Annotated in this window: 24 protein-coding genes, 3 tRNA genes and 4 pseudogenes; 15 read left to right on the top strand and 16 right to left on the bottom strand. The window is 53.9% G+C overall.

The features are described 5' to 3' along the window. Nucleotides 1-13: 13 nt before the first annotated feature. The 3 genes from deoB to deoC all read right to left on the bottom strand — a co-directional run bounded on the left by deoB (nt 14) and on the right by deoC (nt 3,491). Nucleotides 14-1,237 (bottom strand): phosphopentomutase, encoded by a 1,224-nt coding sequence (gene deoB / locus ECL_RS03840; RefSeq protein WP_013095491.1) that lies wholly within the window; start codon nt 1,235-1,237, stop codon nt 14-16. A gap of 51 nt (nt 1,238-1,288) precedes the next feature. Further along, a complete protein-coding gene (gene deoA / locus ECL_RS03835; protein ID WP_013095490.1) occupies nt 1,289-2,611 on the bottom strand; it encodes a thymidine phosphorylase in 1,323 nt (440 codons plus the stop codon). 100 nt (nt 2,612-2,711) lie between these two features. Continuing rightward, nucleotides 2,712-3,491 carry a deoxyribose-phosphate aldolase gene (gene deoC, locus ECL_RS03830; RefSeq protein ID WP_013095489.1) on the bottom strand — a complete coding sequence of 260 codons (780 nt, stop codon included), beginning with the start codon at nt 3,489-3,491 and terminating at the stop codon, nt 2,712-2,714. 262 nt (nt 3,492-3,753) lie between these two features. On the opposite strand from deoC, the gene ECL_RS03825 reads away from it, so the two are divergent. Together ECL_RS03825 and ECL_RS03820 are read left to right on the top strand one after the other, a co-directional pair. After that, nucleotides 3,754-5,301 (top strand): YjjI family glycine radical enzyme, encoded by a 1,548-nt coding sequence (locus ECL_RS03825; protein ID WP_013095488.1) that lies wholly within the window; start codon nt 3,754-3,756, stop codon nt 5,299-5,301. Further along, nucleotides 5,276-6,136, top strand: coding sequence for a YjjW family glycine radical enzyme activase (locus ECL_RS03820; RefSeq protein ID WP_038418645.1), 861 nt, complete (start codon nt 5,276-5,278; stop codon nt 6,134-6,136). Before ECL_RS03825 ends, ECL_RS03820 begins: the two co-directional genes overlap by 26 nt. On the opposite strand, the gene ECL_RS03815 is transcribed toward ECL_RS03820, so the two are convergent. The 8 genes from ECL_RS03815 to ECL_RS03780 all read right to left on the bottom strand — a co-directional run bounded on the left by ECL_RS03815 (nt 6,131) and on the right by ECL_RS03780 (nt 12,494). Then, a complete protein-coding gene (locus ECL_RS03815; protein WP_013095486.1) occupies nt 6,131-6,913 on the bottom strand; it encodes a metal-dependent hydrolase in 783 nt (260 codons plus the stop codon). The two genes, ECL_RS03820 and ECL_RS03815, sit on opposite strands and share 6 nt — an antisense overlap. Then, nucleotides 6,910-7,962 (bottom strand): patatin-like phospholipase family protein, encoded by a 1,053-nt coding sequence (locus ECL_RS03810; protein WP_013095485.1) that lies wholly within the window; start codon nt 7,960-7,962, stop codon nt 6,910-6,912. The genes ECL_RS03815 and ECL_RS03810 overlap by 4 nt, the downstream gene beginning before the upstream one ends. Nucleotides 7,963-8,082: 120 nt before the next feature. Further along, nucleotides 8,083-8,244 carry a DUF1328 domain-containing protein gene (locus ECL_RS03805; protein WP_003856556.1) on the bottom strand — a complete coding sequence of 54 codons (162 nt, stop codon included), beginning with the start codon at nt 8,242-8,244 and terminating at the stop codon, nt 8,083-8,085. A gap of 126 nt (nt 8,245-8,370) precedes the next feature. Then, nucleotides 8,371-8,988, bottom strand: a complete 618-nt coding sequence (gene osmY / locus ECL_RS03800) for a molecular chaperone OsmY (protein ID WP_013095484.1) — start codon at nt 8,986-8,988, stop codon at nt 8,371-8,373. 300 nt (nt 8,989-9,288) lie between these two features. After that, the gene (prfC, locus tag ECL_RS03795) at nt 9,289-10,878 is read right to left on the bottom strand and encodes a peptide chain release factor 3 (RefSeq protein ID WP_013095483.1); all 1,590 of its coding nucleotides are present in this window, start codon (nt 10,876-10,878) and stop codon (nt 9,289-9,291) included. 92 nt (nt 10,879-10,970) lie between these two features. Continuing rightward, nucleotides 10,971-11,648, bottom strand: coding sequence for a pyrimidine 5'-nucleotidase (gene yjjG, locus ECL_RS03790; RefSeq protein ID WP_013095482.1), 678 nt, complete (start codon nt 11,646-11,648; stop codon nt 10,971-10,973). A 20-nt stretch (nt 11,649-11,668) separates the two neighbouring features. Next, a complete protein-coding gene (gene rimI, locus ECL_RS03785) occupies nt 11,669-12,112 on the bottom strand; it encodes a ribosomal protein S18-alanine N-acetyltransferase (protein WP_013095481.1) in 444 nt (147 codons plus the stop codon). Further along, entirely contained in the window at nt 12,081-12,494 is a 414-nt protein-coding gene (locus tag ECL_RS03780) for a DNA polymerase III subunit psi (protein WP_013095480.1), read from the bottom strand. The genes rimI and ECL_RS03780 overlap by 32 nt, the downstream gene beginning before the upstream one ends. Before the next feature lie 102 nt (nt 12,495-12,596). Between ECL_RS03780 and rsmC the strand changes: the two genes are divergently transcribed. From rsmC to ECL_RS03760, 4 genes are all read left to right on the top strand, one after another. After that, entirely contained in the window at nt 12,597-13,625 is a 1,029-nt protein-coding gene (gene rsmC, locus ECL_RS03775; RefSeq protein WP_013095479.1) for a 16S rRNA (guanine(1207)-N(2))-methyltransferase RsmC, read from the top strand. A 151-nt stretch (nt 13,626-13,776) separates the two neighbouring features. Beyond that, nucleotides 13,777-13,863 (top strand) — tRNA-Leu (locus ECL_RS03770). Nucleotides 13,864-13,891: 28 nt separating this feature from the next. After that, a tRNA-Leu gene (locus tag ECL_RS03765) sits at nt 13,892-13,978 on the top strand. Between the two features lie 31 nt (nt 13,979-14,009). Further along, nucleotides 14,010-14,096: transfer RNA gene (locus ECL_RS03760), tRNA-Leu, on the top strand. A gap of 42 nt (nt 14,097-14,138) precedes the next feature. Here ECL_RS03760 and ECL_RS03755 read toward each other — a convergent pair. Then, the gene (locus ECL_RS03755; protein ID WP_013095478.1) at nt 14,139-14,408 is read right to left on the bottom strand and encodes a DUF1435 domain-containing protein; all 270 of its coding nucleotides are present in this window, start codon (nt 14,406-14,408) and stop codon (nt 14,139-14,141) included. A 216-nt stretch (nt 14,409-14,624) separates the two neighbouring features. On the opposite strand from ECL_RS03755, the pseudogene ECL_RS03750 reads away from it, so the two are divergent. Beyond that, nucleotides 14,625-15,688 (top strand): annotated as a pseudogene (locus tag ECL_RS03750) (GGDEF domain-containing protein). Between the two features lie 91 nt (nt 15,689-15,779). Next, nucleotides 15,780-16,568, top strand: a complete 789-nt coding sequence (fhuF, locus tag ECL_RS03745; RefSeq protein ID WP_013095476.1) for a siderophore-iron reductase FhuF — start codon at nt 15,780-15,782, stop codon at nt 16,566-16,568. Nucleotides 16,569-17,097: 529 nt separating this feature from the next. On the opposite strand, the gene ECL_RS03740 is transcribed toward fhuF, so the two are convergent. Next, entirely contained in the window at nt 17,098-18,444 is a 1,347-nt protein-coding gene (locus ECL_RS03740) for a PTS cellobiose transporter subunit IIC (protein ID WP_013095475.1), read from the bottom strand. A 328-nt stretch (nt 18,445-18,772) separates the two neighbouring features. Here ECL_RS03740 and ECL_RS03735 point away from each other — a divergent pair, with 328 nt between their 5' ends. Further along, nucleotides 18,773-19,231: a YbaK/EbsC family protein gene (locus ECL_RS03735; protein ID WP_013095474.1), complete on the top strand. Its 459-nt coding sequence runs from the start codon at nt 18,773-18,775 to the stop codon at nt 19,229-19,231. 42 nt (nt 19,232-19,273) lie between these two features. Here ECL_RS03735 and bglJ read toward each other — a convergent pair whose 3' ends face one another. Further along, nucleotides 19,274-19,909 carry a DNA-binding transcriptional activator BglJ gene (gene bglJ / locus ECL_RS03730; RefSeq protein ID WP_013095473.1) on the bottom strand — a complete coding sequence of 212 codons (636 nt, stop codon included), beginning with the start codon at nt 19,907-19,909 and terminating at the stop codon, nt 19,274-19,276. Further along, nucleotides 19,906-20,643 (bottom strand): helix-turn-helix transcriptional regulator, encoded by a 738-nt coding sequence (locus ECL_RS03725; RefSeq protein WP_020688833.1) that lies wholly within the window; start codon nt 20,641-20,643, stop codon nt 19,906-19,908. The genes bglJ and ECL_RS03725 overlap by 4 nt, the downstream gene beginning before the upstream one ends. 412 nt (nt 20,644-21,055) lie before the next feature. Here ECL_RS03725 and ECL_RS03720 point away from each other — a divergent pair. Then, nucleotides 21,056-21,394 (top strand): annotated as a pseudogene (locus ECL_RS03720) (threonine/serine exporter family protein); the annotation flags it as partial. 55 nt (nt 21,395-21,449) lie between these two features. Here the strand turns inward: ECL_RS03720 and ECL_RS03715 are convergent. Continuing rightward, nucleotides 21,450-22,420: pseudogene (locus tag ECL_RS03715) on the bottom strand (IS5 family transposase). 33 nt (nt 22,421-22,453) lie between these two features. On the opposite strand from ECL_RS03715, the pseudogene ECL_RS03710 reads away from it, so the two are divergent. The 5 genes and pseudogenes from ECL_RS03710 to ECL_RS03690 all read left to right on the top strand — a co-directional run. Then, a pseudogene (locus ECL_RS03710) lies at nt 22,454-22,900 on the top strand (threonine/serine exporter family protein); the annotation flags it as partial. Then, nucleotides 22,891-23,364, top strand: coding sequence for a threonine/serine exporter (locus ECL_RS03705; protein ID WP_013095466.1), 474 nt, complete (start codon nt 22,891-22,893; stop codon nt 23,362-23,364). The pseudogene ECL_RS03710 and the gene ECL_RS03705, both read left to right, overlap by 10 nt. Before the next feature lie 67 nt (nt 23,365-23,431). Next, entirely contained in the window at nt 23,432-24,073 is a 642-nt protein-coding gene (locus tag ECL_RS03700; RefSeq protein ID WP_013095465.1) for a TetR family transcriptional regulator, read from the top strand. A 41-nt stretch (nt 24,074-24,114) separates the two neighbouring features. Then, nucleotides 24,115-24,567 carry a MarR family winged helix-turn-helix transcriptional regulator gene (locus ECL_RS03695; protein ID WP_013095464.1) on the top strand — a complete coding sequence of 151 codons (453 nt, stop codon included), beginning with the start codon at nt 24,115-24,117 and terminating at the stop codon, nt 24,565-24,567. Nucleotides 24,568-24,651: 84 nt separating this feature from the next. Continuing rightward, nucleotides 24,652-25,080 (top strand): organic hydroperoxide resistance protein, encoded by a 429-nt coding sequence (locus ECL_RS03690; RefSeq protein WP_013095463.1) that lies wholly within the window; start codon nt 24,652-24,654, stop codon nt 25,078-25,080. The last annotated feature ends 136 nt before the right edge of the window (nt 25,081-25,216 follow it).

Raw genomic sequence — 25,216 nt, 5'->3', positions numbered from 1 at the left:
CACCCAACATAACTCAGAACATCGCCTTGCCATATTCCATGTCAGACGTGCCAAAATATTTCGCAATCGTCTGGCCGATGTCCGCGAAGGTTTCACGGTGACCCAGCGAGCCCGGTTTCACTTTCGGGCCATACACCAGCACCGGAATGTGCTCACGGGTGTGGTCAGTACCGGTCCAGGTTGGGTCACAGCCGTGGTCAGCGGTCAGGATCAGAATGTCATCTTCACCCACCAGCTCCATCAGCTCTGGCAGACGACGGTCGAACAGCTCCAGGCCGGCCGCATAACCCGCCACGTCGCGACGGTGGCCCCAGGAGGAGTCGAAGTCGACGAAGTTGGTGAAGACGATGGTGTTATCACCCGCTTCTTTCATCTCTTTGACGGTCGCGTCAAACAGCGCATCCAGGCCGGTGGCTTTCACCTTTTTGGTGATACCGCAGTTGGCGTAGATATCGGCGATTTTACCCACGGAAACCACGTGACCGCCTTTCTCATCAACCAGTTTCTGCAGCACGGTAGGTGCCGGTGGCTCAACGGCCAAGTCGTGACGGTTACCGGTACGCTGGAAGTTACCCGCTTTGTCGCCGATAAACGGACGCGCGATAACACGACCAATGTTGTAGCCGCCTTCGGTCAGCTCTTCACGGGCGATTTCGCACAGCTCGTACAGTTTATCCAGGCCAAACGTCTCTTCGTGGCAGGCAATCTGGAATACGGAGTCAGCAGAGGTGTAGAAAATCGGCTTACCGGTTTTCATGTGCTCTTCGCCGAGCTGATCCAGAATCACGGTACCGGAAGAGTGGCAGTTACCGAGGTAGCCCGGCAGGTTGGCGCGTTTCACCAGCTTATCAAGCAGTTCCTGCGGGAAGCTGTTCTCGTGATCGGAGAAATAGCCCCAGTCAAACAGAACCGGCACACCGGCGATTTCCCAGTGACCGGACGGGGTGTCTTTACCGGAAGAGAGCTCATGCGCCCAGGCGTAAGCGCCCACCACTTCCGCGTTGCCGTCCATACCGGCAGCGATTTTACCGGTAGAACCTTCATGCGCTTTCACCAGACCGAGGCGGGTCAGATTGGGCAGAGTCAGAGGGCCTTTACGACCGTTGTCCGCTTCGCCTTTCGCACAGGCTTCCGCGATGTGACCCATGGTATCGGAACCCACGTCACCAAAACGTTCTGCATCTTCGGTTGCGCCGATGCCGAATGAGTCCAGCACCATAATAAATGCACGTTTCATAATTGTTCTCCGTACGTAGTGCTAAAAATGATTGATCGGATCAGTATACCGCTATTCGGTGATACGACGATAGACCGAAGGCGAGCTTTCTGGTGCTTTATCAGCAAGCGTAATGGCCGCTTTCACCGCCTTCGCCGCCTCCTGCCAGCTGGCTTCGTCTTTGGCGTGGATCACCGCCAGCGGACGTTCTCCGTCAACGCTGTCGCCCAGACGGGCCATATCGGTAAAGCCAACGCTGTAATCAATAGTGTCCGATGCCTGACGACGGCCGCCGCCCATCGAGACCACCGCCATACCCAGTGCACGGGTGTCCATAGCAGAGACGAAACCTTCGCTATCGGCATAAACGGCTTTGCTGAGCGTCGCGGTCGGCAGGTATTTCGCGTAGTTTTCCACGAAATCGGTCGGGCCTTTTTGCGCCGCCACCATGCGGCCAAAGATTTCTGCCGCTTTGCCGTTATCCAGCACCGCCTGCAGCTTCGCGCGCGCTTCAGCGTCGTCTTTCGCCAGTTTGCCTGAAATCAGCATCTCGACGCACAGCGCCATGGTCACGTCGAACAGTCGTGGGTTGCGGTATTCGCCTGTCAGAAACTGAACGGCTTCGCGCACTTCGACGGCGTTACCAGCGCTGGAGGCCAGCACCTGATTCATGTCCGTCAGCAGTGCGGTGGTGCGCACGCCTGCGCCGTTGGCAACGCCAACAATCGCTTCAGCAAGCTGAGCAGAGAGTTCATAGGTTGGCATAAACGCGCCGCTACCCACTTTTACGTCCATTACCAGCGCGTCCAGCCCCTCTGCCAGTTTCTTCGCCAGAATAGAGGCGGTGATCAGCGGGATGGAGTCAACGGTTGCGGTGATATCGCGGGTTGCGTAGAAGCGCTTGTCTGCCGGGGCGAGCGAGCTGGTCTGGCCGATGATCGCCACGCCAACGTCTTTAATAATTTCGCGGAAGCGGTTGTCATCCGGGAAGATATCGAAGCCCGGAATGGCTTCCAGTTTGTCGAGCGTACCGCCGGTGTGTCCCAGGCCGCGCCCGGAGATCATCGGGATATAACCGCCGCAGGCCGCCACCATGGGGCCGAGCATCAGAGACGTTACATCGCCTACGCCGCCGGTGGAGTGTTTGTCGACAATCGGGCCGTTGAGGTTGAGGCTCTTCCAGTCCAGTACGGTTCCTGAATCTCGCATCGCCATGGTCAACGAGACACGCTCAGGCATCGACATATCGTGGAAGAAGATGGTCATCGCCAGGGCTGCAATCTGCCCTTCTGAGATGGTGTTATCTCGAATGCCGTTGATAAAGAAGCGGATCTCTTCGTCGCTTAATGCATGACCATCACGTTTTTTACGAATAATTTCTTGTGCGAGAAACACGGTAACCCCCATGAGGAATCGGGTGAATGATGGCGGGTACGATATACCCGACCACGATCCTGTAGGCCGGGTAAGCGTAGCGCCACCCGGCAATTCAAACTTAGTAGCTGCTGGCGCTCTTACCGTCGCCATGACCCAGCGCTTTCAGCAGGCTTGCCAGCAGGCTGGACGCGCCGAAGCGGTAGTGACGTGAGTCCGCCCACTCTTCGCCGAACAGCTCGTCGGCAATCGCCAGGAACTGCTGCGCGTCTTCCGCAGTACGCACACCGCCCGCCGGTTTAAAGCCCACAGTTTTGGACACGCCCATATCGCGGATCACTTCCATCATGATGCGCGCGCTTTCCGGGGTCGCATTCACCGGCACTTTACCGGTAGAGGTTTTAATGAAATCCGCACCGGCTTTGATGGAGATTTCGGACGCTTTACGAATCAGCGCTTCTTCTTTCAGTTCGCCGGTTTCGATGATCACTTTCAGCAGCACGTTTGCCGCCGCGCAGGCGTCTTTACAGGCTTTCACCAGGTCAAAGCCCACCTGCTCGTTGCCCGCGATCAGCGCACGGTACGGGAATACCACGTCAACTTCGTCTGCGCCGTAGGCAATCGCCGCGCGGGTTTCCGCCAGCGCGATCTCGATATCGTCGTTGCCGTGCGGGAAGTTAGTTACGGTTGCAATGCGCACGTCCGGGGTACCCTGCTCTTTCAGAGTTTTGCGGGCAATCGGGATAAAGCGCGGATAGATGCAGACAGCGGCAGTGTTGCCCACTGGCGTTTTCGCCTGATGACACAGGGCGATGACTTTTTCATTGGTGTCGTCATCGTTCAGGGTGGTCAGGTCCATCAGTTTCAACGCGCGCAGGCTGCTTGCAGTTAAATCGGTCATAACATTCTCCAACGGCGGTGCCGTATCAATTTTACCTTGCGGGTCTGTGAGTATTCTAACATCCACCCGCATTCACACTTCGACATTCATCACAGTTAATGAAAACTACGTACAAATTTGCATTACTGTAATGAGATCTGCTTCAAATTTTAATGCGTGAACTGCTGACGAATGCAGCGATTCCCCTCGTCAGATCAAAAGCCCTGACGGGATGGCTTCCTACAATCCGTTCATCATCCGCAGAACAATCAAGGAAGCGAACATGCCCCACGCCAGCCCCGACGCCCTGCAACAACGTTGCCAGCACATTGTGACAAGCCCGGTGTTAACCCCGGAACAGAAGCGTCATTTTCTGGCGCTGGAAGCGGAAAACAATCTGCCTTATCCGGCACTTCCTGAGGCGGCTCGTGCCGCGCTGGACAAGGGATTTATCTGCGACATGTTTGAAGGGCACGCGCCCTATAAACCCCGTTATGTTCTGCCGGATTACGCAACGTTTCTGGCTAAAGGTTCAGAATGGCTGGAGCTGGAGGGGGCGAAAGATCTGGATGACGCGCTCTCGCTGTTAACCATTCTCTACCATCATGTGCCGTCAGTAACATCAATGCCGGTCTATCTCGGTCACCTTGATGCCTTACTGCAACCCTATGTTAGAATCCTAACACAAGAAGCGATCGATAGCCGAATAAAACGTTTCTGGCGCTATCTCGACAGAACGTTGCCGGACGCCTTTACGCACGTCAACATTGGTCCGGCAGATACCCCCATCACCCGCGCCATTTTGCGTGCCGATGCAGAATTGAAGCAGGCTGCACCAAATCTGACGTTTATTTATGACCCGGACGTGACGCCGGACGATCTCCTGCTTGAGGTGGCAAAAAATATCTGTGAATGCAGCAAACCGCATATTTCCCATGGCCCGGTGAATGATAAAATTTTCACAAAAGGCCGCTATGGCATCGTGAGCTGTTACAACTCGCTGCCGCTGGCGGGCGGCGGCAGTACGCTGGTCCGCCTCAATCTGCGGGCGATTGCTGAACACAGCGCGTCACCCGACGATTTCTTCACGCGTATGTTGCCGCACTACTGCCAGCAACAAATGGCCATCATTGATGCCCGCTGCGCGTTTCTCTATCAACAATCCGGCTTCTTTGAGAATAGCTTCCTGGTGAAAGAGGGGCTGATTGATGCCGATCGCTTTGTACCGATGTTTGGCATGTACGGGATGGCAGAGGCGGTGAATACGCTTTGCGAAAAAGCGGGTATCGACGGCCGTTACGGTAAGAGCGAGCAGGCCAACGCGCTGGGCTATCGCATCAGCGAGCAGCTGGCGGCGTTTGTGGAAAACACGCCGGTGAAATACGGCTGGAAACAGCGCGCGATGCTCCATGCACAGTCGGGAATAAGTTCAGATGTCGGTACCACTCCGGGCGCGCGTCTGCCGTACGGCGACGAGCCGGATCCCATCACTCATCTGCTGGCCGTGGCGCCGCATCACCCGCACTACTCCGCCGGGATCAGCGACATTCTAACGCTGGATGAGACGGTAAAACGCAATCCGCAGGCGGTCGTGCAGCTGTGCCTGGGGGCGTTTAAGGCCGGTATGCGGGAATTTACCGCCAACGTAGCCGGTAACGATCTGGTGCGCGTGACCGGCTATATGGTGCGGCTGTCGGATCTGGCACAGTATCGCGAAGCCGGATCGCGCACCAATACCACCTGGCTTGGCGAAGAAGCCGCACGCAATACCCGCATTCTGGAACGTCAGCCGCGCGTGGTCAGCCATGAACAGCAGATGCGCTTTAGTTAGTCAGGTTATCCCCTTCTCCTGCGTGGACGGGCCGGGCAGCCGCCTGGCCCTCTTCCTGCAGGGCTGTAACCTGCGCTGTAAAACCTGCCACAACCCGTGGACCATCGGGCGCTGCAACGACTGCGGCGACTGCGTGCCCCACTGTCCGCACGATGCACTGAACATTCAGGCCGGGCGCGTCTGGTGGCAGGAGAGTCAGTGCCAGCAGTGCGATACCTGCCTGCATCTGTGCCAGCAGCAGGCAACGCCAATGGCGCAGCGCCTGAGCGTGGAAGAGATCCTCGCGCAGGTCCGTAAAGCCGCCCCTTTTATTGAAGGGGTTACCGTGAGCGGCGGCGAAGCCACTACCCAGTTGCCGTTTTTGATCGCCCTGTTCACGGCGATCAAAACGGATCCCGCCCTGCGCCACCTTACATGTCTGGTGGACAGTAACGGTCTGCTGGGGGAAACCGGCTGGCAAAGACTGCTGCCGGTACTGGATGGCGCGATGGTGGATCTCAAGGCGTGGGGAAACGAACATCACCGCGTGCTGACCGGACGCGAAAACCCGCAGATTAAGCAGAGCATTCGCTGGCTGGCGCAGCATCAGCGGCTGGCGGAACTGCGTTTACTGGTGATCCCTGAGCAGTGCGATTATCTGGAGCATCTTAAGCCCCTGACGACATTTATCCTCGGGCTGGGGAATGTGCCGGTGCGCATTAACGCGTTTCACGCGCACGGGGTTTACGGCGAGGCGGCGTCATGGCGCAGCGCTACACCGGAGGACATCGAGCCGCTGGCGCTGGCGCTCGAAAAACAGCACATCACGGTGATCCGCCCGGCACTTTACCTATAGCGTGATGCCAAACAGCGCGCGGGTATTTTCCAGCAGCGCATCTGCAATCTCCGTTTCCGGCTCCTCACGCAGTTCACACAGCGTGGTAAACACGCGTGCCGCCTGTTCCGGGCGGTTCGGCTGTCCCTGAAAACCGTTTAATGGCATATCAGGAGCATCCGTTTCCAGTAACAGAGCAGACAGCGGTAACTGTGCCATTACGTCGCGCGTTTTGCTGGCCCGGGGATAGGTAATGGTACCGCCCACGCCAATCTTATAGCCCAGTTCAATAAAACGCTGCGCCTGCTGCAGGCTACCGGAGAAACCGTGCACTACCCCTTTTCGCGGCAGATCGATGCGTTTCAGGTGCATCGCCAGTTTGTCGTGCGTACGTCGTGAGTGGAGGATCACCGGCAGATCGTGACGCTTTGCCAGCCTGAGCTGGGCATCAAAGATCCTCTGCTGGCGTTCAAACTGCGGATTATCGCGATAGAGATCGAGGCCGATCTCACCCATCGCGACCAGTTTGTTTTCGCGGGTTTGCAGCGCCGCATCCAGTACGTCGAGATGTTCGTCCAGATGGTGTTCTATCACTATAGGATGCAGACCCAGCGCGGCATACAGCGCATCATGGCGGCGGGCGAGATCAAGCACGCGCTCGAATCTGTCCACTTCGATTGCAGGCACAATCATCGCGTGGATACCCGCCTGAGCGGCGCGCTCAATGCTCTGCGTCTCGTCCCCCGTAAACGGCGGAAAATCAAAGTGGCAGTGGGTATCAACAAAACGGTGCGTCACGCCAGATCCTCGTTATCCAGTAAAGCGTCATTCGCCTGCGGGACATCCACCAGTGGCACGGTCAGCGGATCGTTAGCCACAATCGCAGGCGGCGTAATAATGTGTTTGTGCCGGTGCAGCGGCGGTTGCTCTGCCAGCATTTTTCCAACCGTCGCCAGGAAGTAGCGTCCGCACAGTCGCCCCGTTTTATAATCTGCACGCAGCGCGGGAACACGGCTGCCGAGCGCCATACTGACCAGCGGTTTCGGCGGATAAATTTCAAAAATACGCAGCTTACCCGGCGGTTTTTCAATAAAGCGTTGCATCGCGCCGTAGGTGGTTTCATGCTGCTTCGCGATATTCACCAGCGGCTGCAGACTGCTGTCGCCCAGCCAGCGCTCCATCCGTTTAAACCACTGCGGCGTGTAGTACATTTGCGACGGCACAGTGCGGATCACCACAATGGTTTTCGCCCCCCGCCGGGCCGCTTCCTGCACCGGCACCGCGTCACTGATGCCGCCGTCGAGATAGCTGATGCCGTCCAGCAGCGCGCCGGTCCGATAAAAGCCGGGAATGGCGCTGGAGGCACGGATGATATCCAGCCAGTTCTCTTTTTGCGGAGAGAAATAGCCCGGGGAATAATCATCGCCCCGGCTGGCGCACATCCAGAACGCTTTGCCGCTATCAAACAGGCGTGCGGCGGTATCCATCGCCAGCGGCATCTGGCTGGAGGTGGATTCCAGCAGCCAGTCGAGATCGATCAGGTTGCCGCCCCGCACGAAGCGCACCGGGTTAAAAAATTCTTTCGCCGTGGTGTAGCGCATAATGACTTTTCGCGCGTAGCCAGGCTGGTTACAGACATAGGCAGACAGGTTCTGCGCCCCGGCAGACGTGCCGAAGTAAAGGTCAAACGGGTTGAATTGCGCGCGCATAAATTCATCCAGCACGCCGGCGGTAAAAATGCCGCGCTGCCCACCCCCCTCGCAAACCAGCGCAAGTTGACCAGCACGAAACGGTTTTAACGTCAGCGGCGCAATATTGCCGAGCGTAACGGGAATTCGTTGCCCCACCTCTGCTTTCCTGTTTTGATTATTTTCTCTCTCCACAGTAACGCACCCGACCAACAACGCAAATAAGAAAAAGCCAGTCATCACGACTGGCTTTTTTTTGTTTAAGGAATATTGCGTTTGCTACGGACGTCTGCGTCCCGTAAACAGGCTCACCAGGAACAGGATGATACCGACAACGAAGACAATTTTAGCTGCCCAGGCCGCTGTACCCGCCAGTCCGCCAAAGCCCAAAGCGGCGGCAATTAACGCGATAACCAGAAATATAATGCCCCAACGAAACATAAGCCTCTCCTTTACCATAGTTAATGTCGGCCGCTAAATATGAGCGCTCAGGTCACTCACCGGCGTTTTTCCAGAGTCATTTTTATTTCGCCCGCAGGGCTGGCCTGTCGGGCGAATCGTGCAGGTTTACTTCGTTTTCAGATCGTTTTTAACGCTTTTCACACCATCAATCGCTTTCGCAATGGATTCGGCGCGGTCAATTTGCGCCTGAGAATCTACCGTACCGGAAAGCTGAACCACACCGTCGGTGGTTTCCACTTTGACTTTACGCGATGGCACGATGTCGTCAGCTAACAGTTTAGCTTTGATTTCGCTGGTCGTAGCGGCATCGCCTGCATAGCCTTTCACCGACGCGTTTTTGCTGTCACGGACGTGCAGTTTGTCACTTACAGACGCAACGCCTTCAACACCCTTCGCCACTTTTACGGCCTGTTCGGCCTGGGCCTGGCTTTCAACAAAGCCGCTCAGGGTGACGACTTTTTGCTCGGTTTTTACGGAAATATCGGTGCTCTTGATAGCTTCATCATCTACCAGCGCGGCTTTCACTTTTGCTGTGATTGAGCTGTCATCCATGAAATTACCGACTTTATTCATAGAGCTATCGATTTTTTCCCCTGCGGTATTAGCGGTGTTTTGCGCTTTATCCATGGTGCTGGATTCCGCCAGAGCGGAGCCGCTTACCAGAACGCTACCCAATGTCACCGCCAGCAGAGTTTTAGAAATCTTCAGTCTTGTCATATTCATCGATGTATTCCTGTGTTTTGCCCGTTATTCGGGCTACATACTTCCTTAGTAGTTTTATATATTGCGAATAGACACACGGGCAAAATGGAGAACCTAAAGTCATGCATTGAACAGTTTATTCATCCACACCCGGAGCTAAACACTGAGTTAAATATAGATCACTCTCACAGAGGTGCTTTCAGTTTCGGGCAAAAAACGAGCAAAAAGCGCTAAAATGCGATGAATTAAGAACATTCCGCAAGGGACTAATAAGACAGGAAATAAAGAAGAGCACGGCGGCTGCCGTGCTCTGAGAGGGGATTAGTGTTCGCGCGTTTTGCGGAACTGTACGTCAGGATAACGTTCCTGCGTCAGATTCAGGTTAACCATGGTTGGGGCGATATAGGTCAGATTATCACCGCCATCCAGCGCCAGCTGAACTTCGTTCTTACGCTTGAACTCCTCGAATTTCTTCACGTCAGCACATTCAACCCAGCGCGCGGTCGCCACGTTGACCGATTCGTAAATCGCTTCCACGTTGTATTCGCTCTTCAGACGCGCAACCACCACGTCGAACTGCAGCACACCCACCGCACCCACGATCAGATCGTTATTCGCGATTGGACGGAAGACCTGCACAGCACCCTCTTCGGAAAGCTGCACCAGCCCTTTCAGCAACTGTTTCTGCTTCAGCGGATCTTTCAGGCGAATGCGGCGGAACAGCTCTGGCGCGAAGTTCGGAATCCCGGTGAACTTCATCATTTCGCCCTGCGTGAAGGTATCACCGATCTGGATGGTGCCATGGTTATGCAGACCGATGATGTCACCCGGATACGCTTCTTCCACGTGCGAACGGTCGCCCGCCATGAAGGTCAGCGCGTCGGAGATCACCACATCTTTACCGATACGCACCTGACGCAGCTTCATACCCTTTTCATACTTGCCGGACACCACGCGCATAAAGGCCACGCGGTCACGGTGTTTCGGGTCCATATTGGCCTGAATTTTAAAGACGAAGCCGGTGAACTTCTCTTCTCTCGCTTCCACTTCACGGGTGTCGGTTTTACGTGGCATCGGCTGCGGCGCCCACTCCACCAGACCGTCGAGCATATGGTCGACGCCGAAGTTACCCAGAGCGGTACCAAAGAAGACCGGGGTAATTTCGCCGCTCAGGAACAGCTCTTTATCGAACTCATGAGATGCGCCTTTCACCAGCTCCAGCTCGTCACGCAGCTGTGCAGCCAGCTCGTCACCCACCGCGGCGTCCAGATCCGGGTTATCCAGACCTTTCACGATGCGCACTTCCTGAATGGTGTGGCCTTTACCTGTCTGATACAGATAGGTTTCGTCTTTATAAAGGTGGTAAACACCTTTAAACAGCTTACCGCAGCCAATTGGCCAGGTGATGGGCGCACAGGCAATCTTCAGCTCGTTTTCCACTTCATCCATCAGCTCCATCGGATCACGGATGTCACGGTCGAGTTTGTTCATAAAGGTGAGGATTGGCGTATCGCGCAGACGGGTCACTTCCATCAGCTTACGGGTACGGTCTTCTACACCTTTTGCGGCGTCGATCACCATCAGGCAGCAGTCCACCGCCGTCAGCGTACGGTAGGTATCTTCGGAGAAGTCTTCGTGGCCTGGGGTGTCCAGCAGGTTCACCAGGCAGTCGTGATACGGGAACTGCATCACGGAGGTGGTAATCGAAATACCACGCTGTTTTTCCATCTCCATCCAGTCAGATTTTGCGTGCTGGCTGGAGCCACGGCCCTTTACGGTACCGGCGGTCTGGATGGCCTGTCCGAAAAGCAGCACCTTCTCGGTGATGGTGGTTTTACCGGCATCCGGGTGCGAGATAATGGCAAAAGTGCGGCGTTTGGCCACCTCTTGCAGATAAGGAGACAACGTCATAATCAAATCTTCTTATATAAGCGCGACAGCAGGCCGCGCATCATGGAATACGAAAAATGCGGCTATTTTACCCATCAATGGGGGGCAGGCAATCATTGTTTACACAGGAGCTGCTCCAGTTCGTTCAACGACGTTACGGTCCAGGTTGGCTCAATACCTTCTGGCTTCATGCGGCCATGCGCATTCAACCAGACGGTCGACAGACCAGAATTGATGCCGCCCAGAATATCCGACTCCGCGGTATCACCCACCATCAGCACACGGTCGCGATCGGGGTTGCCGGCTTGCGCCAGTGCATAATCAAAAATACGCGGATCCGGCTTCGGCACGCCCACCTCTTCTGAGATCACCAGCGCGTCGAAATGATCGCGCAGGCCCGTGCGCTCAAGGCGAATCTGCTGCAGCGCGGTAAAACCGTTGGTGATGATCCCCAGTTTGACCTTGCCTTTCAGCGAATCAAGCAGGGAAACCGCCCCCGGCAGCGGGGCGCAGATATCGGCCATCGCATTGAGGAATGCCTCGTTTAACGCGCCTGGACTTACATTTAACCGTTCGGCCCAGACATCGAAACGCTGGTGCTGCAGTTGTAACGCGGTGATGGCACCGTTCTGGTAATCCACCCACAGCGGTTTATTCACCGCCTGATAGTCCTGAAAATCTTCAGCGGTGAAGGTCACGCTATAGTCCAAAAACATCCGCTGTAGACCACCGAACGAATCGAACGTAAAGAGCGTTTCGTCGGCGTCAAAGAAAATCCAGTCCCATTTCATCGTTACAACCTTATTTTTCGTTATCCAATCGGCAGAGCCATAATAATGGCGTCTTCACGTCCCTCTGCGGTCGGGTAGTAGTTACGGCGAATTGTCGCCTCGTTAAAGCCTAAGCTTTCATAGAGCGCGATGGCGGCGACATTTGACGCGCGCACCTCCAGCCACAGGGTGAAAACGTCACGGGTTTCGAGCTCACGAATGAGATGCGTAAGCAGTTCTCTTCCCAGCCCACGGCGCTGAAACGCGGGATCCACCGCGATATTAAACAGCGTGGCCTCATCCAGAACGACCTGGGTTATCGCAAATGCGGCCAGGGTGCCGTCAACGTCCAGGCGGTAATTCAGATACCGTTCGCCCTGATTGCTGGCGAGTGTCTTTTCGCTCCACGGAAACGCATGGGCGCGTGTTTCAATCGCATACGCCGCAGGCAGATCAGGCGTCGTGAGGGAAGAAATCGTGTTCATATTCGCAGATTTGTTGCCATAGCGCGCTTCGCGCTTTTGGGTTGGCTTTCAGCTCTTCCAGCACGGGGGAGCTGATCTGGCTCCCGGAAAGGGATATGTCGTTTGTCTCGCCCATTCGCCAGCAGTTGCAATGGCTGTCAGGAGGAAGCATGGCGACCCTGTCCGGCGTCAGCTGTAAAACCTGGTCGGCCGTCAGCTTCAGGCTGCGAAGGACATCACCAATCAGGGCATCATTCAGGGCAGGCAGTTCTTCCGCCACCATCACCAGACGCACATGCGCAGGGATGGCGATGGCGATTTCACCCTGCAACGCCGTCGGGCGACGCAAGGCCCACTGGGTGATACCCAGCTGCTGCAACTGCCAGTCACGTCGGGATGTCATAGCGAAAACTCCTGTCTCTCAGGCGCGCAAATATAGCAAATGTGTCGAAAGTGCGCCATCTACCTACTATAATCCCCGCCTGAGTTTATTGAGGAACAATTCATGTCTGCATTTACCCCGGCAAGTGAAGTCTTGCTGCGTCACAGTGATGATTTCGAAGAAAGCCGTATTCTGTTTGCCGGAGATATGCAGGATGACCTGCCCGCGCGTTTCGACTGTGCTGAAAGCCGTGCCCATACCCAATACTACCACCACTGGCAGGTGCTGAGCCGCCAGATGGGCGAGCGCGCACGCTTTAGCCTGGTGGCGGAACAGAGTGATGTTGCTGACTGCGACACGCTGATCTACTACTGGCCGAAGAACAAACCGGAAGCGCAGTTCCAGCTGATGAATCTGCTCTCTCTGCTGCCGGTCGGGTGCGATATTTTCGTGGTCGGTGAGAACCGCAGCGGCGTGCGAAGCGCAGAGCAGATGCTGGAAGCGTACGCCCCGCTCAATAAAGTCGACAGCGCCCGTCGCTGCGGCCTGTATCATGGTCGTCTGGAAAACCAGCCTTCCTTTGATGCCGGGACATACTGGGATGCGTATCAGCTTGATGGCCTGACCATTAAAACCCTGCCGGGCGTTTTCAGCCGTGACGGGCTGGACGTGGGCAGTAAGCTGCTGCTCTCCACGCTGACGCCGCACACCAAAGGCAAAGTGCTGGACGTAGGCTGCGGTGCAGGGGTACTGGCCACGGTGCTGGCAAGCCACTCACCAAAAGTCCGCCTGACGCTCTGTGACGTCAGCGCGCCAGCAGTTGAAGCCAGCCGTGCGACGCTTGCCGCAAACGGCTTCGAAGGGGATGTCTTCGCCAGCAACGTCTTCTCTGACGTTACCGGTCGGTTCGACATGATTATTTCAAATCCGCCGTTCCACGATGGCATCGAAACCAGCCTTGAAGCAGCGCAAACGCTGATCCGTGGCGCTGTACGTCACCTGAACAGCGGGGGTGAACTGAGGATCGTCGCCAACGCGTTTCTGCCGTACCCGAAAGTGCTGGATGAAACCTTCGGCTTCCATGAAGTTATCGCGCAAACGGGCCGTTTTAAGGTCTACCGTACCGTGATGACGCGTCAGGCTAAAAAGTAATCCACGGGTATTGTTTGCCGGAGAAGTGCCATCCCCCTCCGGCCATTTTTGCAGCAATCAAAACAACGCGCGCATTTTTCTATTGACGTAAAGCTCAAAACATCTAGAATGCGCCTCCGTGGTTACGATACTTTTACAGTATCGATGGTATGCGAAGGTGGCGGAATTGGTAGACGCGCTAGCTTCAGGTGTTAGTGTCCTTACGGACGTGGGGGTTCAAGTCCCCCCCCTCGCACCATAAATCACGTTGATATTGCTCGCACTGGGCGAAGGTGGCGGAATTGGTAGACGCGCTAGCTTCAGGTGTTAGTGTTCTTACGGACGTGGGGGTTCAAGTCCCCCCCCTCGCACCAACGAGGCGATATCAAAAAGTAAGATAACTGTGCGAAGGTGGCGGAATTGGTAGACGCGCTAGCTTCAGGTGTTAGTGTCCTTACGGACGTGGGGGTTCAAGTCCCCCCCCTCGCACCAATTATCTTGCATCCCCTCTGAAGTCCTTCATATTATTCCCTGTTATTTCAAACTCATCAGTATCACCAGAATTCCACTGACCAGCGCGACGCATGATGGCAACAAAACAAAGTGCCGTAATTGCTTATGCCAGATCATGGCTGAGGACATCAGCAACCCTGACACGATGATGGCTTTCCAGAGTTCAATGGAGAGATCGGCAAACATCAGACCGCCGAGGATGGCTCCCGGCAGTAATACCCCCCAACCACTTCCTAACACCCGGTTCAACATGGTTTGCCCTTTCGAATCGATAATGATAACCAATATCATATGGCAAGCATTATCATTTGTCAGCACCGATAATTAAAAACCGTGGCCGTTTACCTTTCCCGTAATGACAGGCATTGTTTAAGGTGATAAATTGCCCACCTGTTAACTACTCATAAAGTTTCTCTGATAATTACTCGTTGATTTTTTTTGCTTCCATTATTGCGAAACAACATCCATTTATCTGTTTTAATTAATTTTTAATAAAAACGCACTACTATGACATCACAATCCTGGCGGTCTTTGGTCAACAGCAAATATCAATTATCGTTACGTTTATTTTTTTTTTGAACGCAACCTCAGCGGTGTTCTCGGTAACAAATCCGCTCTATTCTGTTCAGCTGTTATCTTTCCCCCTGCTGGCTATTTTTACGCTCAGCACCGGATTGCTGCTCTGGCACTGGCAAAAGAGTACCCGCAAGATAAATATTCCTGTGGTTTCAGCGATATTCGGTATTTTATGGGCCTGGCAAATCGCCTCAAAATTTTCGTTAATTACGCAGGATCGGGCGACATATTTGATCATGGCGCTATTAACGGTGCTTTTTATCGGTTCGCTGGCATTCGCCATTAATATCAAAGCGTTTACGCTCCACTCATTACCCGCATTTATTGTCTGCCTGTGGTTAAGCCCCTCTGAACACTGGTTGAGAATGATCTACTCTTTCATTCTTCCGGTCGTGGCTATCGGCGTTCACCACGTACTACAAAGACGTAACGATCGCTTCGCTCAGGAACTTCTCTCCCGGTTACTGGAAGAACGAGAAACCCTGACCGATCTCAGCATGATGGATCCACTTACCGGCCTGTATAACCGTCGCGGCTTGCAAAGCCGACTGGAGAATCTGCCTGCGGTAGAGAACGGCGAACACTTTGTCCTGCTAATGGATATCGATCACTTCAAGGCCTATAACGACCACTACGGCCATATGATGGGTGACCAGGCGTTAATCCGTGTCTCGGCAGCCATTCGTGATGCCGTACGCTCGCGGGATATTGTGGCGCGGTTTGGCGGAGAAGAGTTTATGGTACTGCTGACGAACATCTCGCTGGAACATGCCCGCCAGACGGCAGAGCGCATTCGTCAGAAAGTGTACGACTTAAAAATCCCCCACATGTTCAATGAGCGCGTCGCGACTAACGTCACCATCAGCATTGGTATTGCCATTTTCGAGAATGAAGACGCAGAAGGCGCGCTGGAAAAAGCAGATAAAGCCCTCTACGAAGCAAAGCATCTTGGGCGAAATAACATTCTGCTCAGCGAAGAACTACAGGCGGTTTAAGCACAGCCTCTCTCTCCAGGACAAAAGTCTTGCCATCGGTATGAGCAATAGTTAGGATTGGCAATCATTATCATTTAGATTTCTATCTATTATGGCCACTCATACCGTACAGACTGTTGAACCCCTCCTCTGGCGAGCCCGTCTCACCACGGGAGACTCTTCGCTTGCGGAAGCCATACGCGAAAAGATAGCGGCAACCCGTGCCCATCTGCTGGACTTTATCAAACTGGATGAGCCGCATCCGCACCACGCGATGACGCTGGCACAGTGGCAGCAGCCGGCAAAACGCCAGTCGCTGCTGGCAACCTATTCTGACCATATCTATCGCAATCAACCCACCCTTACGCGGGAAAATAAGCCCCTGCTCTCTCTCTGGGCGCAATGGTATATCGGCCTGATGGCGCCTCCGCTTATGCTGGCATTGCTCACCCAGGAGACCATGCTGGATCTCTCCCCGGAGTATTTTCACGTTGAGTTCCACGAGACGGGGCGTGCGGCCTGCTTCTGGATCGATCTTCACGAAGACCCAACGGCCATGCATCTTTCTGCCACGCAGCGGATGGAGCGGCTCGTGACCCGCGCCCTGATGCCGGTGGTGAATGCTCTGGAAGAGACAGGTGAGATCAACGGGAAGCTTATCTGGAGTAATACCGGCTATTTAATCCACTGGTATTTGACGGAAATGAAGCCCCTGCTCGGTGATGAGAAGGTGGATGCCCTGCGTCAGTCCTTGTTCTTTACGAAACAGCTTGCGGATGGCCGCGATAACCCGTTATTCCGTACCGTGGTGCCACGTGACGGGCTTCTGGTGCGCCGCACCTGCTGCCAGCGCTATCGCCTGCCGGACGTTCAGCAGTGCGGGGATTGTACGCTGAAGTAGTCAGGACCGGCCTGATGCCCTCACCCTGGCCCTCTCCCACAGGGCTGAGGGATCCCCATAAATAATGCCTGCACAGACGGCCCCCTCTCCTTTTGGGAGAGGGCGGGGGTGAGGGGAAACATACGGCTGTGGAGGTCATTCCGTTCACTTTATGTTCCTTGCTACTCTGTAACGGCATGACTTGTGAACGTGCCAGGGTGGCTCAGTCGCCACCACCCTGGCGACCCGGGCTCCCGGCGGTAAATCGCCGCTCCGCCGGTGCCTTCGGCTTATTCCTTCCGGCTTATCGGGGACGGGCGGATGTAACGTCCCTGTAAAGCCGCCCTCTCGGCGCATCCATGCGCCTCGCCCCGGCCTGCAGGAAACGCCTCAGCGATTTACAGCCGGACCAGGGCATCGCTGAATGCTCTCAGTCCTTCTTAGAGCAGCGTTATCGCTTATGGTTAAAAAATTACTGGGGAACCCTAAGCCCACAGGGAGAGGGAACAAACACTAAAAACGGCAACTTATGTTGCCGTTTTGCTTTTACCTAGGCCACCTGCTGATTTTCCGCTTCCGCATTACGCTGCGCTTCTTCCGCTTCCTGCTCCAGCAGTTGCTTCTCGTACACTTTAAAGAACGGGAAGTAGATGATGGCGGAGACACACGCAAGCACCACTACCAGAATGGCCGCGCGGAAATCCCAGCCCAGCGCCCATGCGGCGCCCACAGGCGCGGGTGCTGTCCATGGAACAACAGAGATAACGCGGCTAATCAGATCAAACTTCATTGCCGCCCAGGCCAGCACGGCGTTGACCATCGGCGCCAGCAGGAACGGAATAAAGAACACCGGGTTCATGACGATCGGCGTACCAAAAATGACCGGTTCGTTGATGTTAAAGATGCTCGGCACCACGCTCAGACGCCCGATGGAGCGCAGGTGCGCTGAACGGCTGCGCAGGTAGCAGAACACCAGCCCCATTGTCGCGCCCGAGCCCCCAATCACGATAAAGAACGTCCAGAACGCTTCCATAAAGATATGGGGAAGAGGCTGGCTTGCCGCAAGGGCGGTCTGGTTAGCCCCGAGATTGGTCAGCCAGAACATCTGCAGCATCCCGGAGACAATTGCCGCCCCGTGGATCCCTGCGAACCACAGTAAATGACCAATCAACACCGCCAGTAGGATGGCAGGCAGAGAATCCGCAGCGGAAACCAGCGGTTTGAAGATTGACATAATGGCCTGCGGGATCAGCATGCCAAACTGAGACTGAATCAACAAACTCAGCGGATAGAGCGTCAGTACAACCACCAGCACCGGGATCAGCAGATCAAAGGAGTTTTTGATCATCGGAGGAACCTGGTCCGGCAGACGGATACCGATATTGTGCGCTTTGAGGAAACGCATCATCTCAACGCAGTAGATTGCTACCAGAATCGCAGTAAAGATCCCCGTGCCTCCCAGGCTGTCTACGGGCAGCGTGCCTTTGGTCTTAGGTGCAGCCACCAACAGAAACGCCATCAGCGACAGCATGGCGCACATGAACGGATCTAACTGATGCGATTTCACATAGTGTTTGCCGAGGTTATAGGCTATGGCCGCACAAATATAAATGGACATAATGCCCATCGTCATATCGAACGGCGTGAGAATCTGGCCTTCAAATTGCTTTGCCATGTCCAGCCAGGCGCGCGCGAAGCCCCAGGTGGTGTCTGGCGAAAACGGTGGGTAAGCAAACACTAACAAAAATGAACCGACAATCATGAAGGGCATCGCGGAGATAAACCCGTCGCGGATAGCCATAACATGACGCTGGGAAGAGATCCGCCCGGCAATGGGACTGACGTAATTTTCAACGAAACGGAATATCAGATTAAACGCAGCATGGTTGGCAGACATAGCAGATCTCCTGTCAGACGTTCGATACGGGCGTTTTCACGCCACACGTTGTTCCATAAATCAGCTTCACAACCTTGCTGGCTCGTGTACCAGCGGTAATGCTCAGACGGAATGGTTTCATAATGTGCTCTTATTATTGGATACAGGGGACGTTACGTCCTCAGTATTAATCTCTGATTCACGCTCTGCAACCGGTTACTGTAACCGGTTTCCGTGAATGTGAAGGCGATCCAGAAATCGGCCATGTTGGATATTTGTTACTTAAGAGATATTTACAGCAGATAAATTCTTATGACAGATTACGCAGGATATTTGTCAGGAGGAAACAATGAGTTTGCAGTCTGTACAGCAGTTTTTTGCCGACAACGCGCCGGATATAGAAATCATTGAACTGAGTCAAAGTACCGCGACCGTTGCGCTGGCTGCTGCCGCTCATCGCGTTGAGCCGGGTCAAATCGCCAAGACATTATCGCTAAAAGTAAAAAATGAGGTGATTCTGGTAGTGGCGAAAGGCGATGCGCGTCTGGACAACAAAAAACTGAAAGATACCTTTGGTGCAAAAGCGCGCATGCTCAGTAGTGATGAAGTGGTGACGATTACAGGCCATCCCGTCGGGGGAGTCTGTCCGTTCGGGCTGGAAAACCCACTTTCTGTTTACTGCGATATTTCGTTAAAACAGTACGCGGAAGTGCTGCCCGCCGCAGGTGCCATCCACAGCGCCGTACGCATTTCTCCAGACCGGATGGCTGAGCTGACGTCCGCAAAGTGGGTCGATGTATGCATTTAATTGATGTGCCAGAATGTATCTGGCGCATCAAAAAATCACCGATTATAAAAATGCCGGCGAGCCTGACACCGAACAGCGCATGTCTCTTGCCGGAAGATGAGTAAGAATATCCGCCGCATCAAGCAGCCCTACGTCAGAATTCACCCCCAGTTTCACCATCGCATTAAACTTGTGCGCGCGGATGGTTTTAATATTGCGTTCAAGTTGTGTCGCGATTTCAGGAATGGAAAACCCGAAAGACATATACCGCAATATCGCCCGCTCTGTTGGGCTTAACAATCTGTTTTGATTGACATACCAGTGGTTCAGCATATTGTCATTGATATGATGCGTCTCTCTCAATAGCACCACCAGCTCCTCCTGCAGGTGGCTCAGCGGTACCGATTTACTCACAATGCCATGCAGACGAGAAGGCGACAGATGGCTTATCAGGCGCGCTTCCATGTCATCAGACGCAAGTACAATTCGCTGAATATCGCTATGGGTGAAAGCGAGATCCCGCAGGGAAGCCAGGCAGTTACGACGCTCTTCACGCGCATCCGAGAGCGAATAGATCACCGAGAAAAAAGAGATATTGGTCAGCGCCTTTTTAAAGCTTTCGAACTGACTGAAGAGGTGCAGTCGATAATGGCTGAGCATCGGCATCGCAAAAAGATGCTGCAGCCCAACGGCACTCATTGTGCAATTTTCGATGACAGCGATATGTCCTGGTGTATCGGTTTTTTCCATTCCTCATACTCTCCATAGGCTGACATTAAACTCAGCTCTCTCATTCCCTGTGCACTGTTAATCCAGGCGTACATATCGGCATTGCTGCGCAGCGACAACCGTCGCATCGCACTGTTTTTCTGCGCACTGATCGTTTTGTTGCTCTTCTTGAGCAAGGTAGCAATTTGGTTAATTCCCCAGCCCTTACCTAGCAGGCGTAACACTTTTCGTTCAGAGTGGGTCAGCGCAACAAACGGTTCGTCTTCGGTTTCCGCCTCGGCGGGTTCAGGAGACAATAACGTCTGGCTTATCCGCTCTGCCCGCTCGCTACCTGCACGAATAGCATTAATCACGCCTTCAATCGGTTCCATTTCAGAAAGCAACGTGCTTTCCGGGCGCATAAGCAGTTCCACTGCAATGGGATAAAGGGGACGAGAGACCATAAAAATCCAGTGAATATCCCGGTATTGGTTCAGTAAGTTGTAATATTCTTCTAACGTTCCCCGGGGTTTCCTGTATTCACCTGAAATATCAGCAATAATGACATTAGCCCGGCGAAGCTGAAGTAACGTTAACTCCTGCAGCGAACGACAATAAGTCAATTCAAATTCTGGGAAATGGTTTGCCATAACGCTGCCTAACCCGTTTTGCATAACGGGTACCCTGCTAATAACTACGCCATGTTTACCATTCAATGACAACATAGACCCTCCGTGTCCATTTTTCATTTGATGAGTAGCGTCTAAACGCATCAAGATTTATGTTTTTTCGTCCCTGAGTGTAGACTGATTAATACAAGCAGAAGATGAGATATGTTCTTAGCTTAAGAAAGGCCTAAAACAACGCTAATATCTCACAAAGCGCAATTAAATTTAATTGCAAGAGCATTAAAATAATGAAAATATAAAATAAGAATAACTTAATATAAATATTCTATATTTCGAATCATATAAATTCATCGCATTTATATTTAAACCTCATTCTCTTTCGCGAACCGGGCTGCAACTGTTTGCAGGAATCTTGATCTGACCCAGAGCAAGGGATACCGCACTCTGTGCTAAAAGTAAGCATCAGGGGCCAACAGGCAAGCGACTCACCAACACTTCGGGACACTACATGCAGGCAGAAATAACGATGCAGCGTGCCACCACGCGGCTGTGTATTCAGTGCGGACTTTTCCTGCTCCAGCACGGGGCGGAAAGCGCCCTGGTCGAGGAGCTTTCGACGCGTCTGGGGCTGGCATTGGGGATGGATAGCGTCGAAAGCGCGATTTCATCGAACGCTATCGTGCTGACCACTATCAAAGATGGCCAGTGCCTCACCTCTACCCGTAAAAACCACGACCGCGGCATTAATATGCATGTGGTAACCGAAGTGCAGCACATCGTCATTCTGGCTGAACATAAGCTGCTCGACCTGAAAGAGATAGAAAAACGGTTCAACCAAATTAAACCGGCTTTGTTGAATAAATCAGATTTCGGGTAAGTCTCCCCCGTAGCGGGTTGTGTTTTCAGGCAATACGCACGCTTTCAGGTATACCTGCTTTCGTCATTTTGTTCAGCGCTCGTACCAGGGCCATAGCCTCCGCAACCTGACCATCGTAGTCACGCAGCGTCAGTGAACCCCCGAACAGCTGTTTTACCCGGTACATCGCCGTTTCCGCTATCGAGCGACGGTTGTAATCTGTTGTCCATTTCCACCGCGCATTACTCCCGGTCATTCGCTGATTAGCCACTGCACGGTTACGGTCTGCATATTCACCGGGCCAGTAACCCGCACCTTTTCGGGGAGGGATAAGCGCGCTGATTTTCTTACGCCGCAGTTCATCGTGACATAGCCGGGTATCGTAAGCGCCATCGGCGGCGGCTGACCTGATTTTCCGGTGGGTTTGCCGGATTAACCCGGGGAAGGCCTCTGAGTCCGTAACGTTGTTCAGCGACAGGTCAGCGCAGATGATTTCATGTGTTTTACTGTCAACGGCGAGATGCAGCTTACGCCAGATACGGCGGCGTTCCTGGCCATGCTTTTTGACTTTCCACTCGCCTTCACCGAAGACCTTCAGCCCGGTGGAATCAATTACCAGGTGTGCGATTTCACCCCGGGTGGGCGTTTTGAAACTGACATTAACCGACTTTGCCCGCCTGCTGACACAGCTGTAATCCGGGCAGCGTAGCGGAACGTTCATCAGAGAAAAAAATGGAATCAATAAAAGCCCTGCGCAGCCCGCAGGGTCAGCCTGAATACGCGTTTAATGACCAGCACAGTAGTGATGGCAAGGTCAGAATAGCGCTGAGGTCTGCCTCGTGAAGAAGGTGTTGCTGACTCATACCAGGCCTGAATAGCTTCATCATCCAGCCAGAAAGTTATGGAGCCACGGTTGATGAGGGCTTTATTGTAGGTGGGCCAGTTGGTGATTTTGAACTTTTGCTTTGCCACGGAACGGTCTGCGTTGTCGGGAAGATACGTGATCTGATCCTTCAACTCAGCAAAAGTTCGATTTATTCAACAAAGCCAATTAAACCCCTACGTTATCCGCGCTGGCTGGTGGTGTTGATGGTGGGGTTATCGTGCGCCTGTTTTTGTAAGCTCAATAAAGGGGGCTGGGACGGCGCGTTCGTGACCTTCTGCGCCAGCAGCATCGCCATGTATGTACGCCAGGTACTGACGCACCGGCAGTTGCACCCACAAATTAACTTCTGCATCACCGCGTTTGTTGCCACCACGGTGTCGGGGCTGCTGCTGCGCCTGCCGCAGTTTGCCAACACGCCCACCATTGCCATGGCCGCCAGCGTGCTCCTGCTGGTTCCGGGCTTCCCGCTGATTAACGCCGTTGCCGATATGTTTAAAGGGCACATCAATACCGGTCTGGCGCGCTGGGCGATTGCCAGCCTGCTTACGCTGGCAACCTGTATCGGCGTAGTGATGGCCATGACGCTGTGGGGGTTACGCGGATGGGCGTGATAACGTTTCTGCTGGCACTGATGCAGGACATGATCCTGGCCGCCATTCCCGCCGTCGGCTTTGCGATGGTCTTCAACGTCCCGCAGCGCGCTTTGCCATGGTGTGCGCTGCTGGGCGCCATCGGTCATGGCTCGAGAATGATCATGATGACCGCTGGTTTTAACATCGAGTGGTCAACTTTTATGGCCTCCATGCTGGTCGGCAGCATTGGTATTCAGTGGTCGCGCTGGTATCTGGCGCACCCTAAGGTGTTCACCGTCGCGGCCGTCATCCCGATGTTCCCCGGCATTTCAGCCTATACGGCCATGATTTCAGCGGTAAAAATCAGCCACTTTGGCTACACCGAGCCACAAATGATCCTGCTTCTGAGCAACTTTCTTAAGGCCTCATCTATTGTTGGCGCACTCTCTATCGGGTTGTCGATCCCGGGGCTGTGGCTTTACCGCAAACGCCCGCGCGTTTGATGTTTGTGTTATTTCGCTGCCATGGGGATAATCTTTCTATTCCGTTTAGTGACGATAAGGAAAGGATGTGGCAAACCCTGGCAGCGAACTCCCTGAGCACAGTGAAGAATCCAGCCTGAAGGAAAAAATCTTTCAGAGCGCTATCGCCCTTTTTGCTGAATATGGGTTGAACGGCGCCCGCATGGAGCAGATCGCAGAGAAAGCAGGCACCACGAAACGGATGGTGGTTTACCATTTTAAGAACAAAGAAAATCTTTACCTTCTCGTTCTTGAGTACGTCTACACCCGGATCCGCGCCAGTGAAAAAGCGCTCAGCCTTGCAGACATACCGCCGGTTGAAGCGCTGGTGCACCTGGTGGAAGCCACCTTTGACTACCACGCAGACCACCCGGATTACATTCGTATTATCTGCATGGAGAACATGCAGCGTGGTCGCTTTATGCAGCAATCCAGCTACCTGCGCCAGGTCAACCGCAGCGCGCTCGATCTGCTCGACGATATCCTGCGGCGCGGAAAAGAAAAGCAGCTGTTCAGCCAGTCGGTTGACCCGCGGGATCTTCACCGCCTGATCAGCAGCTTCAGCTTCCACTATGTTGCCAACAGTTACACCTTTACGCTGCTGTTTGAAGAGGGAGCAGACGAGCAGGCTCAGCGCCAGCACTACCGGAAAATGGCCGTTCAGGTGGCGCTTCGTTATACCTGTCCATAAAATTGCTTGCAATTATATCGTGCACTATCTATATTCAACTCATGAACGCAAAAACGAACGACACCACCAACGCGCTTCTGCTGGATAACCAGCTCTGTTTTGCCCTCTATTCGGCAAACCTGGCGCTTAACAAGCTGTACCGGCAACTGCTGGCACCGCTGAACCTGACCTACCCGCAATACCTGGTGATGCTGGTACTGTGGGAGCAGGATGACATTACGGTGTCGGACATCGGTGAGCGGCTGTTCCTTGACTCTGCCACCCTGACGCCGCTGTTGAAGCGTCTGGAAAGCGCCGGGCTGATCAACCGTCAGCGTTCGCGTAAAGACGAACGCCAGGTTGCCGTCACGCTGAGCGATGCGGGACGTGAGCTGCAGCAGCAGGCCTCCGGGATCCCTCACGCGGTGGGATGCGCAGCGCAATGTGACACTGACACCATGCTGGCACTCAAGCAGCAGCTTGAACTTTTGCGACATCAGTTACATCACGCGTAAGGCTATACTTTACGCGTATTTATTTACCCCGATACATCGCGTGCTATTTAATAGCACGCACTAACGTAAGATGAGGAACCTGCCATGTCTTTAGAAAAAGTTGTCTACACTGCCAAAGCAAAAGCGACCGGAGGCCGTGACGGCCGCGCAACCTCTTCCGATGGCGTCCTGGACGTCAAACTGGGTGTGCCAAAAGAGATGGGCGGCATGGGTGGCGAAGTGACCAACCCTGAACAGCTGTTTGCTGCCGGCTACTCTGCCTGTTTCCTGGGGGCGATGAAATTTGTGGCTGCACGCGACAAATTTACGCTGCCAAAAGAGGCCTTCATTGAAGGTGAAGTGGGAATTGGTCCACTGCCAACCGGTTTTGGTATCGAAGCCAAACTGAACATTCACGTTGAAGGTATGGATCCTGCAGAAGCCAAAAAACTGGTGGATGCGGCGCACATTGTGTGCCCGTACTCTAACGCGACCCGCGGCAACATCGACGTGACCCTGAATATCATCGCGTGATAAATGCCTGATGGCGCTGCGCTTATCAGGCCTACGACTGTAGCCCCGGTAAGCGCAGCGCCACCGGGGAAATCCCCTCCATTCCCTCATCCTCTCTGTGCTACCATAAGCCCATATCACGCCCGTAGTAATCAGT

The sequence above is a fragment of the Enterobacter cloacae subsp. cloacae ATCC 13047 genome, from assembly GCF_000025565.1.
GTDB classification, from domain to species: Bacteria; Pseudomonadota; Gammaproteobacteria; order Enterobacterales; family Enterobacteriaceae; genus Enterobacter; species Enterobacter cloacae.
Note: the sequence above shows the minus strand (reverse complement) of the source record. Positions and strands in the feature narration are given on the sequence as shown.